Consider the following 16,695-nt stretch of genomic DNA (forward strand, 5'->3'; position numbering starts at 1 on the left):
TTATAATCCAAATCTATATTGCAAACCTGCAATAATTTGCTGACGTGAGCCGAGGAATCCATATTCACAACGGACCATCCAGTGTTTGTTATGCTGGTATTGGGATCCAATAATGAAGTTCCACATATCTTTCGGTTTCTTATCAAGTGAGTACTGTACCGTAGCGTGTTGCTCATCATTCAATGCTTCATCAAGATTGTTAAGAAATGCTCCCGCCGTGTCCAGCGCACGGTTGGCCGTCGCATACTTGGCTTTGTTAACGGGGTTGTTTTGTTCGATTGTTGAAAGTCCGTTCCACCATGCGTCAACCTCAGTCTGGGTATTGGCAACTTTGTCAATTCCATTGTCTACTCGGGTCTGCAGCCCGCTAAGATCCAGTACATCAGCAACGTTAAGGGATCCAGTTGTTCCCGTGTTGATGTTAAGGCGAAAGCCGCCAACCCAGCCTGCGATGTTTCTATCCTTTTGTTTTAACTTAAAGCTCTTTCCAAACCGGGGACCAAAGACATAGGCAAACGCTGGTTTCTCCAGCGCGGCGATATCGCTCCAGGTAAAGTTCATATCGAGCGCCATCCAACCTCCACCAATACCAACCGTTGGTGTCAGTCCAAAGCCAAGAGTGGTGGCGTCAAACTCCGCAAGGCTGCTCATGGAAAGCACATTGTTCCAGTTACCGTCGGCGTCGGGTACATAGATTCCATACTTAACATTAGTCGAGGGTCGGGACTTAGCTATTATTCCGTAAATATTCAGGAAGGGGAATAGCCAAATGTCAGGCCTTATGTTTACGCCTTGCGCCTCAGATACTGAATTATCGAAGCGAACCACTTCGCTAAGATCTCGCATCGGATTATTGTTAAATCCAACTTTAAGATTTGAGATCACAATATCGGCCTTAGACCAAAGGTAATTTACTCCTATGCCTGCTGAATATGGAAGATTAAATCCACGCGCGGTTGCTTTTTGTCCCCAGATAGGAAGGGCATACGGATACTCCGCGGCCTTTAGACTGTCAACCAGATCAGCATTTTTTTTACCTACTTCTCTGTTTGAATACACTTGTGCCTGGCCATTCCGTATTAGTGCCACAAGTAGTGGTAATGAAAGGGTGATACACTTAATGATCGCTCTCAATTTCATTGATTTCAATTGTCGGTTGAAGAAGGTACTTTTGGCTTAGATGGATTAAGAAACATTTTGTATCGCAGTTGCAACACGTTATCAAGGCGACTGTAATCCCCACCAATCTCATCGCGCGATGACTGCAGTGTATAGATCAGTTCAAACCTGTTGCGATAGTCCAGTCGGTATCCAAGTCCCAGGCGCCCGCGCCGGCGATTGGCAAACCGCTCATCCACCTGCTGATCAGTCACAAAGAACTCTTCGTAATCGAGTATTGTCCACCATAGATTATCCTGGAACAGATTAGGGCCATTGAGACTGATGAGTATCTCCCCTTTAAGTCTCATCCGGTTGCTGGTTTCCCACTCATCCTGTTCTATGTCCCGAAACACACGTTCCTCCAGCTTAAAAATCAGACGGGAAGTGATCCTTTTATTTTGTGTAATGTGATATCGTACGCCAACCGATGGATCAAGTTCGAAAGAGTTGAAGTCTTCTGTTTGAACCGTATACGCAATAGGCACGTTGAACAGGAAATCCAGGAATTCGAAACGTTGCCACTCGAATGTTGGTGTTATGCTATAATTGCGCCAGTCATTACTTGACCAGGCATTTGTCTGATAACTTGTTGTTACTTCAAATAAATATTGATTGGCAAAAGGATAGTCCACCTGATAGTCCAGCCACAATTGCTGTCCCTGCGCTTTTGTTTCGCGGGTCAACAGACCAAGAGTGGATGCGGCGCAGACTAAACGTATCATCATACAGACTTTCAGGTTCATTTAATATTCATTCGTTCCCACGCTCTTACTTTCCCACGGGCTGCATCAAAGAGGCGAACATAATTGTCGAGTCTGATTTTTTGACTCGTCTCTTTAGTCAGTGCGTTCCAGAGCGGCTCATACATCTTGTGTACAGCCAGGTAAAATGGTTGATCAGGCGGAGCGACCACGTCGGTACCAAACAGGAACCGGTCGGGATATTTGTTAAATAACGTGGCCGAGTTCTGAATGCTTTGTGGCGAGCTTACAATGTACTTGGCCACTTCGTCCCACGAAATGTCGAAGTAAACGTGTGAAAATTCGGGATCCGATAATATTTGATCCATCACGGTTATTTGTGTTGAAGTACGTTCTCCATTCGCGCCGGACCCATAGCCCACGGGATGCACAATGCGTCCCAATCCCCCATGGGCCCAGATGATTGTTGTTGACTTGTGACGTTTCAGTAACTCTTTCATCTGATTGAGATAGACGGGTTCTGCCTTGTCTTTTGCCATGGGCATATCCACGTCGTTGTGAAGAATGACTAATAGTCCCACTTTTCCGGCGAAAGCTAAAATGCTGTCCAGCGCAGGATTGTTGAGGCTTGCCACTTCGCCAGCGACTTTTGAAGATACAAATTCCTTGTGTATCGAGAATTCTCCGATACCTGTGAACACGCCTGGAAAGGTTCTGAGCACGCGTTCGATGTGTTTATAAGCGTACATATCGGCAGGATTAAACCCGGTGATCATCGGATCAAACCGCGCCTGCTGAGCAGTTGTCAATGATTTGTACTGCATCGCGATGTAAGCATCTGTAAATGAATAGTAATACAGTGGAGCATCGCTTTGCAGGTAATAAGAAGGAGCAAAGGTACCTGAGTTCTCATACGACCATTGCTGCTGCAGAGGGATGCCGAATAATGTTGAACGGCTCACTTTGTCACCCATCAATTCCAGATGACGTTTTACAGTGATGCCTTCCTGGATGTAGTTGGTCAGGTGAAAGTGGCTGTCGTTATAAAGAAACGTACTGGCCTGACGTGTGGACTGAGCATGACTGATCAAACACGAGGTCATGCACTGGAAAAGGACAACGAGGAGTGGCGTGTAGAGTTTACGTTGCATAATTATCCTTTGCTTGTTACAGTAAGATATCCGTGCCGATTGTGAAATTCATTCCCGTCTGTCCGGCGGTATAGAGTCCGAATACCCCTCCGGCAGCGGCCTTGTAAACATGAATTGCCTGTGCATTGATACGCCAGCTGCGTGTTTTATAAGGGTAAATGTTCACGCCAAGTCCCGCTTCCCATGGATTGCGTTTGAACTCATCACGTATTTGTGAAGTGATGCCATAGATGCACAAGATCTTGGGCACGGCCATGTACATAACTTCCAGTTTGTAACCCTTATCGTTGATTCGCTTCAGCGGCGTATCACCATCTGCATCGAAGTCTGAAAGCAGTCGATTGTAAAATTCGGTATGTACAGCAAGGCCGCGGTATTTGAAGCCCAGGTCAACAGCGACCATGTCGTAGTCTGCCTCTGTTACAGTAACTCCAGGCGCTAATGAGCCAGTTTCAAAGAACAATACTCCATCGCTCATACGAACTTGTGTATTGTCGGGACTGGGAGTGTCAATATTATTAAAGCGATTCTCACGACTGTGGCAGTAATTGGCTCCAAATCGTGTGGAAAGTTTGGTGTGTTCTTCAAAGTCACCATTTCCACCCCGCGGTCCAAATTCACCTGTGGTAGGCAACCACACGAGGTTTATTCCTTTCGACATGTGGCGGGTAAGTTGGCCCGCTTTGATGCCCAGCTGACTAAGATTATTACCGAGCATAAGCGTGTAATTCAAACGAGGAACGATCTCGCCAGTGACAAAAAAGCCATTCGTGAATCCACCCCGGAGCGCGTCTTCAGTCATAGTCCGGTCCGTGGACGAGAAGAATGGAAAAGGGCCTTGAAGACTCCGGATACAAAGATTAGGCGTTATGCCGATGGCTGCTTTAAAGTGCTTGTTGAATGTGTATGAAATATTTCCGTAGACCAGTGTCTGCTGCGTGGTGAATACCGTCCACACTGTTGCCATGTAGTTAAGCTTGGGGGTACCGAGATGACCGGTGAACCAGAGCATGACGCGATGCCAATAGATATCGTTGCGACCTTTGAATTCGCGAGCGTTGCCAAGGTGATCATACCAGGTGTCGGCGCCAGGTGTTTGTGTGACGTATCTGGCCATCATGTACGCACTGAAATTAAGACTGGCAAACTGATTCCTCACCAGTTTAAAGCCTTTTCCAGGCGTGAATTCACCGGCTGATATGTTTGGATAGACAGTGCTGTTGGGGTCTACCTTTAATGAATCGTTCGGCAACTCCATTTGGCCGAACGCACTGCATACAAACAAACAGAAAAGCAGGCACACTCCTGCAGGAGTGCGCCATGCTTTAGCGTGTCGATTGATTGACTTATTTTTTTGCTGTTGCATCCGTTGCTTTTGGTTCGACGTAATATGGATTTACTTTAAGCTCCTTCACGATATCATATATCGTCTTTTGTGCTTTAACACTATTTCCCACAACGTTAAGCGGGGGAGAGATTACCGCGATTCCAAACTTGCCCGGGCACACAGCAATGATTCCACCGCCAACACCGCTTTTGCCGGGAAGACCAACGGCATACAACCACTGACCTGAGTCATCGTATAGACCGGCAGTTGCCATGATCGACATGGTAAATGCCGATGTTTCAGGTGATACAATTTTCTGCTTTGAGAGAGGATTAGTGCCGCCGTTTGCAAGTGTTGCCGCCATGGTCGCAAGATCCTTCGCATTCACATTGATCGCACATGCTTTTGTGTACACGTCCGTGGATTGTACAGGATCAAAATACATTCTGCCATAGGCATACAACAGGTGCGCTATCGCCTGGTTACGCAGATTGTCCCCTGCTTCGCTGATATAAACCGGCATATTCAACGAAAGCTTGCGATTGGCAAATGCACTGTGGGTATCCAGTACATTTTTCCACTTTGCCGCCGAGTCAGCGCCATTAATTAAGCTGATGGCTGCAATAGCGCCAGGGTTAACCAATGGGTTGATCTCTTTCCCTTTCTGAAGTTCGATGGCAACAATTGAATTAAAACGCAAACCTGTTGCATCAACACCGATCTTGTCCATTACGGCTTTAGCGCCTTGTTCTTCGATGACTTTGGCAACCGTGAATACTTTTGAGATCGACTGGATGGATACTTTGGAATCCAGATCACCTGCAGTGAATGTCTGTCCATCAACAGTCACAATTGCGATACCATAGATGTTGGGATCTACATTTGCAAGCTCCTTGATGTAGTCAGCATTCTTACCTTCCTTGGTGTCTTTGTATTTTGCATAGGCGTGGTCGATGGCTGCCTGGTAGGGCGAGGGGGCAGGAGCGGCCTTCGATTTTTTTGATTGTGCCTTGCCGATCGTTGCCATCATGATCAGGCATGGGGCAAGCGCAAGGATCGCTAATGTGGTTTTCATATTGTGAAATAGATAGGTTGGATGGTTTGTCATGAGTGGTGATTACTTCTTGTAGAACGACTGTGAGAAGTTATACTTGAACGAGAACTGAGTCTTCAATATGGATGGATTAAAGTCATCGCGGAAATTCTTGCGATCACCATATTGGAATTCAATTCCCGCCATTAGGTTTTTCACAGGATAGTACATCAGGTTCAGAGCAGCATACTGTCCTGCATGGAATGCATCGTCGTCTTGCCCATCAGAGTTATCGATGCTCAACATAGACCAACCTACAGCTGTTGTGAACTTTTCGTTCCAGGTGTGATCAATGAATGCCACGATACCGATCAAAGGAAGTGCTACACCCTTCACTGGAGCGGTTGCATTACCAAAATCATTTTCGATACCAACATCCACCGGAGCGTCGTTCATGTAGTTTTGGATACCCTTGCCGTACACAACTGATCCGCGGAAGGTGTCTTTTCCACCGCCGAACTTCAGGTTTGTACTGAGGTTCACACCCCATCCGATAGCGCGATCGCTGAGGTCATACTGGTCCGTGTTGTTGTCTTCCCACTCAATAAGGCGGGTGATCGCAGCAACTTCCACGTAACCAACGGGCAATGCCTTGCGGAATTCACCAGACAGATCGGGTACCCGGAAGCGCGGCGTTACACCCTGCAACTCAACACGGCCGGCATATACGCCCTGGTCTGCGCTGGCACCGGGGCGCTCTAATGCGAAAGTTAACCGTGTGTCACCTTTGATAGGCATCCAGCGAAACTGAACGTTACGGAAGAACACCATGCCATTAGGTCCCCAGTATTCTACCGTATTGGGAAATACGTCAATGTCCATGAAGGGACTCCAGTACTGACCCACACCGAACTGACCTAACTCGGCGTACGCATGGCGCAAACGAATCGTGGTCTGGCCGGCATCAACACCAGTACCGAACATTTCAAATTCGAACTGCGTAAAGAGTTGGCCCAGTGGGGTGTCGAAGTAGTTCTTGAATCCCAGGCGGGTCTGGCGGACACTAAAGAAAAAATTCCCGTCAGTGCCATACTGGTTCTTGTAGGTAGGCAGCTTGGTTGGGCGTACAACATCGAACCAGTTAGGATCTATCTGGTTGAAGTTGTAGCCGGCATCCATCATGATGAAGCCATAGATGTCCATGGTCTTTGTGCCTTCCTCGTCCTGAGCCTGCACAACTGTGCCGGTGATCACTAGCAACCCTATCACTAGGGTTCGCAAACGCGGTAATAAGCTTTTCATAGGAGGTTAGAGATTAAGGTTAACAGATTGGGTGTGGTCATTTATATGAAGTTGAGGGTGGTTAAATATTGTCTCCTTCTGTGATCTCAAAAATGTGTTCGTCGATGAGACTGGCGGCAAACGTCCGGTCGATGTAGCCGAGCGTTCTGAATGATCCCTTGATCAGGTCGAACTCCTCGCTCGCTTTGAAGGCTGCCAAATCTGTGGCCGAGCGCCAAAGCGTGAGAACGTGATAAAGGTGCGGATGGAAAACGTCGAGCGTCAGATTGCTGGAGTAGCAACTCCCGGGTAGCATGTTAAAGACGAATCGAACGGTCTGCTCAAACTCACGGTGTTTGGACGAACCGATCGATCCGGAGATCTTTAGAAGGTAGCTCTTTTTATCCATGGTGGTGAGGGGTTCAGGGTTACAGGGACAAAGGCAACGCTGCGCCTATACCAATTGCCATACCAACAAACACGTACAACCCAATTCAGTCTTATTCGTTATTGAAAATCAATTACTTAGTTTATTATTGAGAAGGATCACGCACAATTATGTTACACCGGCAACGACGGTCAGCTAACGACGATGCGTGATACTCACGATATTTCGTGAGCGATTCGAAAGGGCTTAGGTGGTACTATTCACCTTGAGGACGCTCGTCAGCAACGGGCCGGGCAATCCTCAGGCGTTTCATTTTTGAGCGCAGTGTGTTAGGATTCATATTCAGCATAACCGCTGCGCCATTGTCACCGTTAATTTTCCAGTTACACTTCTCTATTACTGACAGAATATGATCGCGTTCAATGCGCTCCAGACTGTTGTCTTCGACTCTTACAACGCCATCGCTATTCTCGTTTGAATCCCACCAGTCAAAGCGTATGGTATTGCCTTCACTTAAAATGACAGATCTCTCAATTACATTCTTGAGTTCGCGTATATTACCGGGCCATTCATAATCGAGAAGCCGGCGCATACCTGCCTGTGTTACCTGCTGGAACGACTTATTATACGCCCTGGAGTGCACGGCGATAAAATGTTGGATCAAGGTCGGCAGATCCTCGTTGCGCTGGCGAAGTGCAGGAATTGTGATGGGAAAAACACTCAGGCGATAGTAAAGATCGCTGCGAAATGTACCATTTTGAACTTCGGCAGAAAGGGTTCGGTTGGTGGCGGCAAGTATGCGGACGTTCACTTTGATCGTCTTCTGGCCGCCAATCCTTTCGAATTCCCCGCTCTGCAAAACGCGCAGGAGTTTTGGCTGCATGTCCAGTGGAAGCTCACCTATTTCATCCAGGAACAAAGTGCCGCCATCGGCAAGTTCAAAGCGGCCCTTGCGCACCTGTACCGCAGACGTGAAAGCTCCCTTCTCGTGTCCAAATAACTCGTCTTCAATTAGTTCCTTGGGTAGCGCACCACAATTGATCTTAACAAAGGCTCTTTTGGAGCGGGAACTCTTCTCATGAATAAAGTTGGCAAACAACTCTTTGCCTACTCCGGTTTCACCTTCCAGTAACACAGGGGCATGAGTAGTGGCTACCTGGCCAGCCTTTTGCAAGGCATATGTCAGCGCTTTGCTGGATCCTATGATCTCACTTGCGTCATTCGCGAGGTTGCTTGGTTCCGGAAGTTGTTCCTTGGCAAGCTCGCTCTTTAATTGCTCGACAAGTTTTTCAGCTTTTTCCTCGTCCGTAATATTCTGCCCAACACCCATCATGCGCGTATTGCAACCCGATTCATCAGTCACGATGAACGTGGCCCAGCTGATAGTAAGCGATTCTCCATTCCGGGCTTTGACGATAGTTCTTATCGATGATGTTCGTTCTGTTTCGCCTTTGATGAGCGATTGATGTAGTTGTTCCATCGAGAGTCGATCGTCGCGCTCAACGAAATGATCAAACCAGTTCACACCCACAAGCTCAACAGCATTTGAATAGCCCAGGAGCAATGCTCCGTATTTGTTGATTGATAATATTTTACCTGCTTCATCCGTCTCCATGACGATGAAGGGGGCATTGTTGAAGAACGACTTCAGCCGGTTTTCGGCATGATGCAATTGTTCTTCCAGCCTGAACCTTTCGAACAGATCAAGTACCAGGTGCTGTCCCATGATGAGGATAAAAAACAGCGAATGAAAATGTATTGGAAAGAACAATTCAAAGTTGAATAAACGTCCCAGGGCTCCCTCTGTAAACTGGTTAACAGCCGTAAGCGCTACGAGTATCGCGTAGAGAGCCATTATTATATATAAGGACCGTGATGAAGTTTCCTGATGCTGGGAATGGAGATGACGTGCGCCGACGAGCCCCAAAATCAAAATGCCGGCAAAGTGAAGAACTGCAAGCTTGGCCCAAAATGGCTTTTCGGGCGATTCAGGTGTAAAAGCCATAAGCAGGTAACAGAGCACCACCAGCGCCGAAAGCACGTAGGCTGGCCACTTCTTCGGGTACCCGCTGTAATGGATAATAAACCAGGGAGTTATCCCATAGTAAGCGAATATGAATAGCCGTTTAACCAGAAGGGCCGATGTATAGGGAGGAGTGTCGTCCAGGATAAAACCCAACGGGGGCATTAAAAAGAAAATGAACAACGAAAAACCCATAACGCCAAAAAGAAGATACGTCACGGATTTTCGCAGGGAACCCAGATATAGGTAAACGCTGCCCATGGCCAGGGACACACCACACGATACGAGTCCGAATGATCGGTAGAACTCTTCCATAATACTAAACGGGACAGAACGGGCAGTGTCCCTCACATCACGGTGGTTCTTGGCGCCAAAACGGAGAGGGACGTTTCTGCTTGCGAAATATAGGCTTTTGCGACAAATAATGGGGCAGCGATTTCACCGTTAAATGTTAACAGGCAATTATTTGACATTGTATGTATTCCCTTTGGAAGGAGTTGTTACACTGTGCGCGATCACGGAGCTCTTTCCTCCCTGGACGGTTTTGCTTAACCGACTGTTTCACTTTGATCAACATTTTTGGAGACATATGAATAGGTAGTGTCTTACTGAAGTTGGTTTTTATCTATATTCGTTCCGCTCGCGGCAGCACAACTTTAACCTTTTTAAATAACAGATGGTTGAAGAATGTCGTCCGGGATTAGGATATGGCACGCTGGCCAGCAAAGCAACAGCACCCCTATGAAGACGCTCTTTAATCTGCTCACTATTGTTATAATCGTTATCGTTGTATTTGTTTTTGCCGCAGGAATTTTCATTACTGGTCTCGGGATATACGACTTTACTCATGCTTTCCATTTCTTTGATGAATCTGGCGAACACGGAAGCGTCCAGTATGCTACCCTGTCGTTGCTGAAAGCCGTGGACCTTTTTCTTTTGGCAATCGTTCTTTTCGTGTTTTCGTTTGGGCTCATGGTGTTGTTCAACAACAAAACGGACCAGGCGTTGCCTCACAATCTGCCCGGTTGGCTTAAGGTGAAAAACTTTGTTGAACTAAAAGTGATCCTGTGGGAGGCTGTACTTACAACGTTGGTGATATCCTACCTGGCCTATCTCGCAGAGCTGCGTCTGGAGGCAAAGCCAATTACCTTCCAGGACCTGACGGTACCGGGGGCTATTCTTCTAATAGCTGTCAGCTTGTTCTTTCTGAAGAAAGGCGAACATGGCGGGCACTAGAATTTGAGATTGTTGAGTATCTATCGTTCAACCTCGATAGCATAAATGCAAACTACAGATGGACGAATCAAAAATCAGAGACCTTGACAGTGCCATAGTCAGTGCCGCCAAAAAGATCAAAGTGCTCTCAGCACTCAGCTGGCCATTGGGCACAGAAGAAAAGTTTCTGGAAGACTGGCGCGCAGGACGACGCACACTTCCGGTCATTAATCTGAATCTTCCGGATCTCACTACGAACGTTCAAACATTAATTGGCCTGGCGGAAACGTGCGATCGGAATGACCCGGTTGAAAAGTTCCTGTACGAAACGGCATCCAGTTACGCTGACGCTGCCAGAATGATCATGGCAGCAGGTACACCTGAATTTACAAAGCTATCCTCAAGAATTTACGGACGACCAGACTCAGTTTACAAAACACAATCCTTCTCCGCTGTTGAAAGTGCCCGCTTCTTCCTGGAATTAACGGATAGCTTGTTGGGCAACGCAGCAATTCATAAGCCCATTGTGGATATCACGGCCGAAGATTTTGCCAGCTGGATGAAATCGGAGGTAGATGAGTTTTTTGTCCATGACACGGTCGAGGTCATGATTGATCAGGCAATGTCGGCGAAAGCGCTGGCAAGCAGCGCGCGCATTCGCGTTCGGGGCAGTGCACTGTTCTCTCAGCTCGACAAGGATCAGCTCCTGTTTCACGAGGCATTCGTTCACTCGGCCACACAATTGAACGGAAAGAAGCAACGAAATCTGCAATGTCTGGGACTAGGTGCACCACGTACGACCCGTACGCAGGAGGGAATTGCTGTCATGGCCGAGTTGTTTACCAACTCAATGGATATCGCGCGGCTGCGTCGAATTGCACTGCGCGTAATTGCCATCCAGATGGCGCTTGAAGGTGCAAACTTCATAGACGTCTTTCAGTTCTTCGTCAAGGAAGGTCAAACCGAAGAGGAGTCCGTTCGTTCGACACAAAGGGTCTTCAGAGGAGGTGCCGTTAAAGATGGTATAGTGTTTACAAAGGATGCGATGTATCTTCAGGGTTTGCTTGAGGTACACACATTCTTCCGGCTAGCCATTAAAGAATGCAGGCCCGAGTTAATACGTAACGCGTTCTCCGGGCGACTGACTCTGGCAGACACCCTGCGCCTCGCACCCTTGTTTGAGAGCGGATGGCTTATCGGGCCAACATACGTACCTTTGTGGGCAAATGACCTGCAACGGTTGTCGGCATCCCTGGCGTATTCTGCATTTATCGCCAACATCAGGCTCGACAAGCTGTATTTGAATCGTGCTATCGAGTTTGAAGAAGAACTCAAGATGCAGGGCGTGTAGATCCATAGATATCTTCGTCAATAAATTGGATTGAATTCGATCTCGTAGGGACCCCAGATCAATAGCACGAATTGCATTCTGATCCCGTAGAGATCACCGATCAATAGCACGAATTGCATTTCCGGTCCCGTAGGGATCCCAGATCAATAGCAGGAATTGCATTCCGATCCCGTAGAGATCACCGATCAATAGCACGAATTGGATTCCGATCCCGTAGGGATCACCGATCAATAGCAGCGAACGAATTAAAAATCCTTCGCGCGATCTGCAAACGTCCTATGAAAAAAAGCAGTTCATCGCGCGAAACGCACGCACGAATTTTATAGATAATTGGAACGTCGAAAGACCTTTTTGTCATTGATCGCAGAACGGAATTTAAATAATATGATCATTTCAGCCATCTGATAGCCCATTCACCTCAGATAAACCGCTGCCGCTGCCGCTATCATTTTATCAAGTTGCCGATGTCCCCACCTGGAGACAAAATTTGCATCCAGAAGTTCCAACTGTTTCCCGGCATCAGACTGGAGTTTTTTCAATGTTTCTATGCTTCCTTCATATCCACCGCTTTTGTTGCGCGCCATCCAGACTCTTTCGTGTTCTGACAAGATGATCGGGCACAATGTACTTATCTCCGTCAGTGTCGTCCTGTTTTGTTCGTCGGATTCCTCGAGGTGAAACAGGTTGTAATGTTTCAGCAACGCAGAGGCGCGGATCATACGAATGGCATTCCTGTACTCGGCGAGAATGAGAGCGCTATCCGGTCTGTCGAGCGAGACATGGTTTAAGACTTCACCCATTTGAGAGAGATACGACAGCAAAGATTTCGACCGATATGCTTTCGGGTGAGTGAACATGTTCATTACGCGGGAGTTGGTGACGGAATCGAATGGGGACAACTCGATAACACCCTGTTGCATCTTGTTTCCGATCGCATCCAGCATAACAGGATCCATCATGCCCAGTCGTAACGCGAGGTTTGTGGTAGTCATCGACAGCATCGGATACTCTTCGAATTGGTTGTAGCGTCCGAGATCCAGCACCAGACTACCCATTGTGCCTGATGTATCATTGAAGACGCGGTGGCTGAGAAATTCACTCAGTCTTAAATCGTCTTTACTTGCATAGTTCCAGCTCAACGCCCCGGCATAGGTGAGTCCTGCGAAGCTTACGGTCAGGTACTGCTGATGCGGCGTATCGCCCCAGTCGGTGATCAGCATTCCCTCTGCGCCGTATTTAATTCCACTTTCAATTGCATTTGAGACATTGGCCATCATGTTGTCGGTACGGCCGGTAAAGCTCGACCAGGTACTGGTTCCGGGACAAACCATATATCGAATACCGCCCTCCTTATAATGCGCGCAAATCTCTTCAAATGGTTGTATGGCCTCGTATCGCCATTCCAGTAGCGTGATATCTTTCGGTATCTGACTAATCACTTCTGGTGTTTTGGAAATCACATCTCCCCACATCATCATCTGCTTGTCTTTTGTTTTCACATAGCCATGCAGTTGGTTTACATAACCAAGATACAGGTCAGCAATTTGCCGGTGATCGGATATTGGCCGTTGCTTCGATTTTCCCAGCTCGAATGGTTCGTCGAGGTTCACATTGAATTGGTTCGAGGAGAAGTTGGGAAGAAGATCTTCGCTCATCTTCTTCACGAGGTCAAGACTTCGCGGATCGGTCGGCGACAGCGTAGTCTTTACTTCAATAAGACCGAGTAGTTTATATCCTTCGGGACATTCGGCAAGGTCTTTCAGGTCAGGTTGTTTAAGCCAGTCCTGCATGTGTCCGAGTGAGTTCTGATTCGGAACAAGTTCGATGTATCGCTCTTTGCAGTATCGATCAATGGCCTGGATCTCCTCCGGCATCAGTGGAGTGTTTGTGGTTTCCCAGTATTGTTTGAAAGAAGGGTATCCAAAGGAGAACCCTTCGACATATAATTGAAGTTGATTGAATTTCAAGTCGGCAAGGAGATCAACCAGTTCATAAACGGTTTCAACTTTTGGGACCTTGCCGCGGCTGATGTCAATCAATGCTCCACGAACGGCGAGGTCAGGTTCATCGTCTATCGTTACGGCCGGGATGGACTGATCTTTGGTTACCAGCTGCTTTAATGTGGTAAGTGCGTGAAAGGCGCCCTGAAGTGATTTGTATTCTATGGAGATATAGGCCGGTTGAACAGAAAGGTGATAGCCTTGGTCTTTTAGTTTCTCGCTCTTTGCGAATCGAAGATGGCCGTTGGTTGCTGCCAGGGGTGACTTAGAAACAGGCAATCGGTTCTTAACCATGTTAATAATGGCAGGTGAATCATCGGAAGATGCCTGGACCTTAAGTTGCGTGGGCAGATGAAAGCTGCCCTGTTTCCAGGTTAGCTGCCTGGGCACAGGAACGAGCAGCGGACTATCCGTCGCCGCAGCACGGACAGGCTGTACGCTGGTGTTTTCCGCGGAAGCCACGACAGGCTTTTTGTATTTCAGGTGATAGTAAGCAAGGAGGAAAACAACCGAGGAAATGATGATGATGCCGGTGCCGATCAGCAGGTACTTAAATATCGCCTTTACTACTTTCATTGGGGTGAGTAATGATAGTCGTGTAATATAGACACAATAAGGCGCAACCATTTCTTGCGGCAAGAATATACGGTTCAGTCGGAGCATAGAACTGCAGTTGTGGACAACCTTCTCCTCACCAGAGAGGCACCAGAGAGGCACCAGCCATCTGTCTTTTCCCCAGGTCCTCCGCTGTTTAACCGCTTTCTGTCCGCAATCTTGCCGCACGTTAACCGCACTCAAACCGCATTACTTACGCTCACCGACCGGACTTTCCCAATCCCTCCCCACACTCTTACCATCCCTTCCCGCACTCTTCCCATCTATAACCAATCCCTCACCGGTCTTTTCCAGACTGTTACCACACGTTTCCCAGAGTCGCATCGGACTTTTCCACAGTCGGCCCAGAGTAGTCCCACACTTTCCCAGACTATTCCTTACTCTCACACTGTTCCTCACACTGTTCCTCGCTCTCACATCCACGCTCACGCTGTTTATTCGGGCACCCGGCAACGGACCTACGTTATTCTAACAAATTGAAACCGATACAAAAAATGATAATGAATAAAGTTTGATATTGGCCCGGATTCGGACATCTGTTACATCCTATTTCTGAACAACAGCATCAGGATTGCAGATGACAATTAACATGAAAACTAACCAACCAAATAATCCACCAATGACAAGGAAATTTACAGGAATCACCCGCGTGTTTTTCGCACTATTGCTCACTTTGAGCGTCAACACCATTTATGCACAATGCTCCATCGATGACATGGTAAAAGATTGGGAGCGCGCTAAGGCCTATACAAAGGAGTATCTCGACGCGATGCCGGAAGCCGGATACGCGCTGAAGCCTACTCCGGAAATGCGCTCCTTTGCTGATCAGATGCTTCACCTTACGGATGCCAACTATGGTTTCACAGCTATGGCATCCGGACAGAAGAGCCCGGTCGGATTCGGCGAATCAGAGAAAACGACAGACAAGTCAAAAGCCAATGTTACCAAACTCGTATTGGCCGGTTATGATTTTGCTATCGCCGCTATCAAGACGATGACACCCGCGCAGCTTGCAGAAACCACCAAACTGTTCGATCGTTTTGAAATGACTAAGGCGATGGTCATCGCGAAGGCATTCGAGCATCAGACACATCACCGCGGTCAGACCACGGTCTATATCCGTCTTGCCAAGGGCACGCCTCCGCAGGAGAAATTGTTTTAATCTTAATGACGGAGGCCATGTGCCTCCGTTCTTTTTTTCTCCCCATTCCTTTATAAATTGAAACTCTGGAAACGAATTGGGCATTACCGGGCCCCCATCTTGTTTTAATGACAATGAGATCTAACAGATACGTGTGGTCCGCCATTGCAATCAACAAACCTGTCCAGCCAATGGCGGGATCAGCAAGTCACCAATCAACAAATAAATAATCCGTGCATACTGGAAAACGGTTTACCCCTGGAGAGTTTCTTAAATGGACGAGGAGGGATCTTTACTGGATGCTGATTCTCGCTGCCATACCTACGATTATCTATACACTGGGCTTCACTTTCATTGCATTGCCCTGGCCACCGGTTGCCATCCTGGGTACTTCTGTTGCCTTTATCGTGGGCTTCAAGAACAACGCAAGCTACTCCCGGTTATGGGAGGCGCGTCAGATTTATGGTTCCATTGTAAATGACAGCAGAAGCTTTGGATATACGCTGCGCGACTCGCTGCGTAACGATGTGGGCATTGTCAGACGCATGTTTGGAGTTCATTTTGCATGGCTTACTGCCCTGAGATATCAACTCCGCGATCCGCGTACCTGGGAGAACATGCAGCGCGCAAACAACCGCGAATTCCTGAAGGGCCACTATGAAATCCCCGAACGTAACAGTAAGCTGGAAGATGAGTTGAAGGCATATTTATCAGAAGAAGATCGACAATATATTCTGAGTAAGAAGAACCGGGCCACGCAGCTAATGGCCATGCAGTCGGCGGAACTTTCTTCATTGCGCAGCAGTGGAAGTATAAACGACTTTCAATGGACCCAGTTGCAGCAATTGGCTATGCGATTCACCGACAATCAGGGCAGGGCTGAGCGAATCAAAAACTTTCCCTATCCCAGAAACTTTTCGTCGATAGCCACCTATCTTTTATTCCTGTTTGTGGTAACGGTTCCTTTTGCCATGTTAAAAGAACTGGACAGACTTGGCGATTCCACATTCCTTGAGGGGTATACTATCTGGTTCAATATCCCATTTTCCGCAATGGTGACCTGGGCCTTTCATACGCTGGACACGGTGGGAGAGAGTTCCGTAAACCCTTTTGAAGGTAGCGCCAACGATGTGCCTATTAGCCAGATCAGTCGCATGATCGAAATTGATATGAAGGACATGCTCAATGACGCCCTTCCGGAACCAATTGTTCCCAAAAACAATATTGTGCTGTGAGGCCGGGCAGAGAAAGTGTTTGCTTACATTGAGATGAGAACATCGTCACCAGAAGTATTCCCGTAACATTAAA

13 protein-coding genes are annotated in these 16,695 nt (G+C 47.6%); 4 read left to right on the plus strand and 9 right to left on the minus strand.

The genetic code is table 11. From position 1 onward, the window contains the following. The 8 genes from WBG78_RS09075 to WBG78_RS09110 form a co-directional block, all read right to left on the minus strand. The gene (locus tag WBG78_RS09075) at window positions 1-1,140 is read right to left on the minus strand and encodes a hypothetical protein (RefSeq protein ID WP_337326088.1); all 1,140 of its coding nucleotides are present in this window, start codon (window positions 1,138-1,140) and stop codon (window positions 1-3) included. A 5-nt stretch (window positions 1,141-1,145) separates the two neighbouring features. Beyond that, the gene (locus WBG78_RS09080) at window positions 1,146-1,886 is read right to left on the minus strand and encodes a DUF2490 domain-containing protein (protein WP_337326089.1); all 741 of its coding nucleotides are present in this window, start codon (window positions 1,884-1,886) and stop codon (window positions 1,146-1,148) included. 14 nt (window positions 1,887-1,900) lie between these two features. Then, window positions 1,901-3,013 (minus strand): amidohydrolase family protein, encoded by a 1,113-nt coding sequence (locus WBG78_RS09085; RefSeq protein ID WP_337326090.1) that lies wholly within the window; start codon window positions 3,011-3,013, stop codon window positions 1,901-1,903. A gap of 16 nt (window positions 3,014-3,029) precedes the next feature. After that, window positions 3,030-4,379: a hypothetical protein gene (locus tag WBG78_RS09090; RefSeq protein WP_337326091.1), complete on the minus strand. Its 1,350-nt coding sequence runs from the start codon at window positions 4,377-4,379 to the stop codon at window positions 3,030-3,032. After that, entirely contained in the window at window positions 4,360-5,415 is a 1,056-nt protein-coding gene (glsA, locus tag WBG78_RS09095) for a glutaminase A (protein WP_337326092.1), read from the minus strand. Before glsA ends, WBG78_RS09090 begins: the two co-directional genes overlap by 20 nt. Before the next feature lie 42 nt (window positions 5,416-5,457). Beyond that, the gene (locus WBG78_RS09100) at window positions 5,458-6,675 is read right to left on the minus strand and encodes a DcaP family trimeric outer membrane transporter (protein WP_337326093.1); all 1,218 of its coding nucleotides are present in this window, start codon (window positions 6,673-6,675) and stop codon (window positions 5,458-5,460) included. Window positions 6,676-6,736: 61 nt separating this feature from the next. Then, on the minus strand, window positions 6,737-7,063 hold the full coding sequence (locus WBG78_RS09105) for a hypothetical protein (RefSeq protein WP_337326094.1): 327 nt from the start codon (window positions 7,061-7,063) through the stop codon (window positions 6,737-6,739). A 235-nt stretch (window positions 7,064-7,298) separates the two neighbouring features. Beyond that, a complete protein-coding gene (locus tag WBG78_RS09110; RefSeq protein WP_337326095.1) occupies window positions 7,299-9,380 on the minus strand; it encodes a sigma 54-interacting transcriptional regulator in 2,082 nt (693 codons plus the stop codon). A gap of 426 nt (window positions 9,381-9,806) precedes the next feature. Here WBG78_RS09110 and WBG78_RS09115 point away from each other — a divergent pair, with 426 nt between their 5' ends. Together WBG78_RS09115 and WBG78_RS09120 are read left to right on the plus strand one after the other, a co-directional pair. After that, the gene (locus WBG78_RS09115; protein ID WP_337326096.1) at window positions 9,807-10,301 is read left to right on the plus strand and encodes a YqhA family protein; all 495 of its coding nucleotides are present in this window, start codon (window positions 9,807-9,809) and stop codon (window positions 10,299-10,301) included. Window positions 10,302-10,359: 58 nt separating this feature from the next. Further along, entirely contained in the window at window positions 10,360-11,631 is a 1,272-nt protein-coding gene (locus WBG78_RS09120; protein ID WP_337326097.1) for a flavohemoglobin expression-modulating QEGLA motif protein, read from the plus strand. A 413-nt stretch (window positions 11,632-12,044) separates the two neighbouring features. On the opposite strand, the gene WBG78_RS09125 is transcribed toward WBG78_RS09120, so the two are convergent. Then, the gene (locus WBG78_RS09125) at window positions 12,045-14,207 is read right to left on the minus strand and encodes a beta-N-acetylhexosaminidase (RefSeq protein WP_337326098.1); all 2,163 of its coding nucleotides are present in this window, start codon (window positions 14,205-14,207) and stop codon (window positions 12,045-12,047) included. A gap of 658 nt (window positions 14,208-14,865) precedes the next feature. On the opposite strand from WBG78_RS09125, the gene WBG78_RS09130 reads away from it, so the two are divergent. Both WBG78_RS09130 and WBG78_RS09135 read left to right on the plus strand, forming a co-directional pair. Further along, the gene (locus WBG78_RS09130) at window positions 14,866-15,408 is read left to right on the plus strand and encodes a DinB family protein (protein WP_443092774.1); all 543 of its coding nucleotides are present in this window, start codon (window positions 14,866-14,868) and stop codon (window positions 15,406-15,408) included. 212 nt (window positions 15,409-15,620) lie between these two features. Beyond that, window positions 15,621-16,622 carry a bestrophin family protein gene (locus WBG78_RS09135; RefSeq protein WP_337326099.1) on the plus strand — a complete coding sequence of 334 codons (1,002 nt, stop codon included), beginning with the start codon at window positions 15,621-15,623 and terminating at the stop codon, window positions 16,620-16,622. The last annotated feature ends 73 nt before the right edge of the window (window positions 16,623-16,695 follow it).

It is taken from the genome of Chryseolinea sp. T2 (assembly GCF_037203685.1).
In the GTDB taxonomy this organism is placed as follows: domain Bacteria; phylum Bacteroidota; class Bacteroidia; order Cytophagales; family Cyclobacteriaceae; genus Chryseolinea.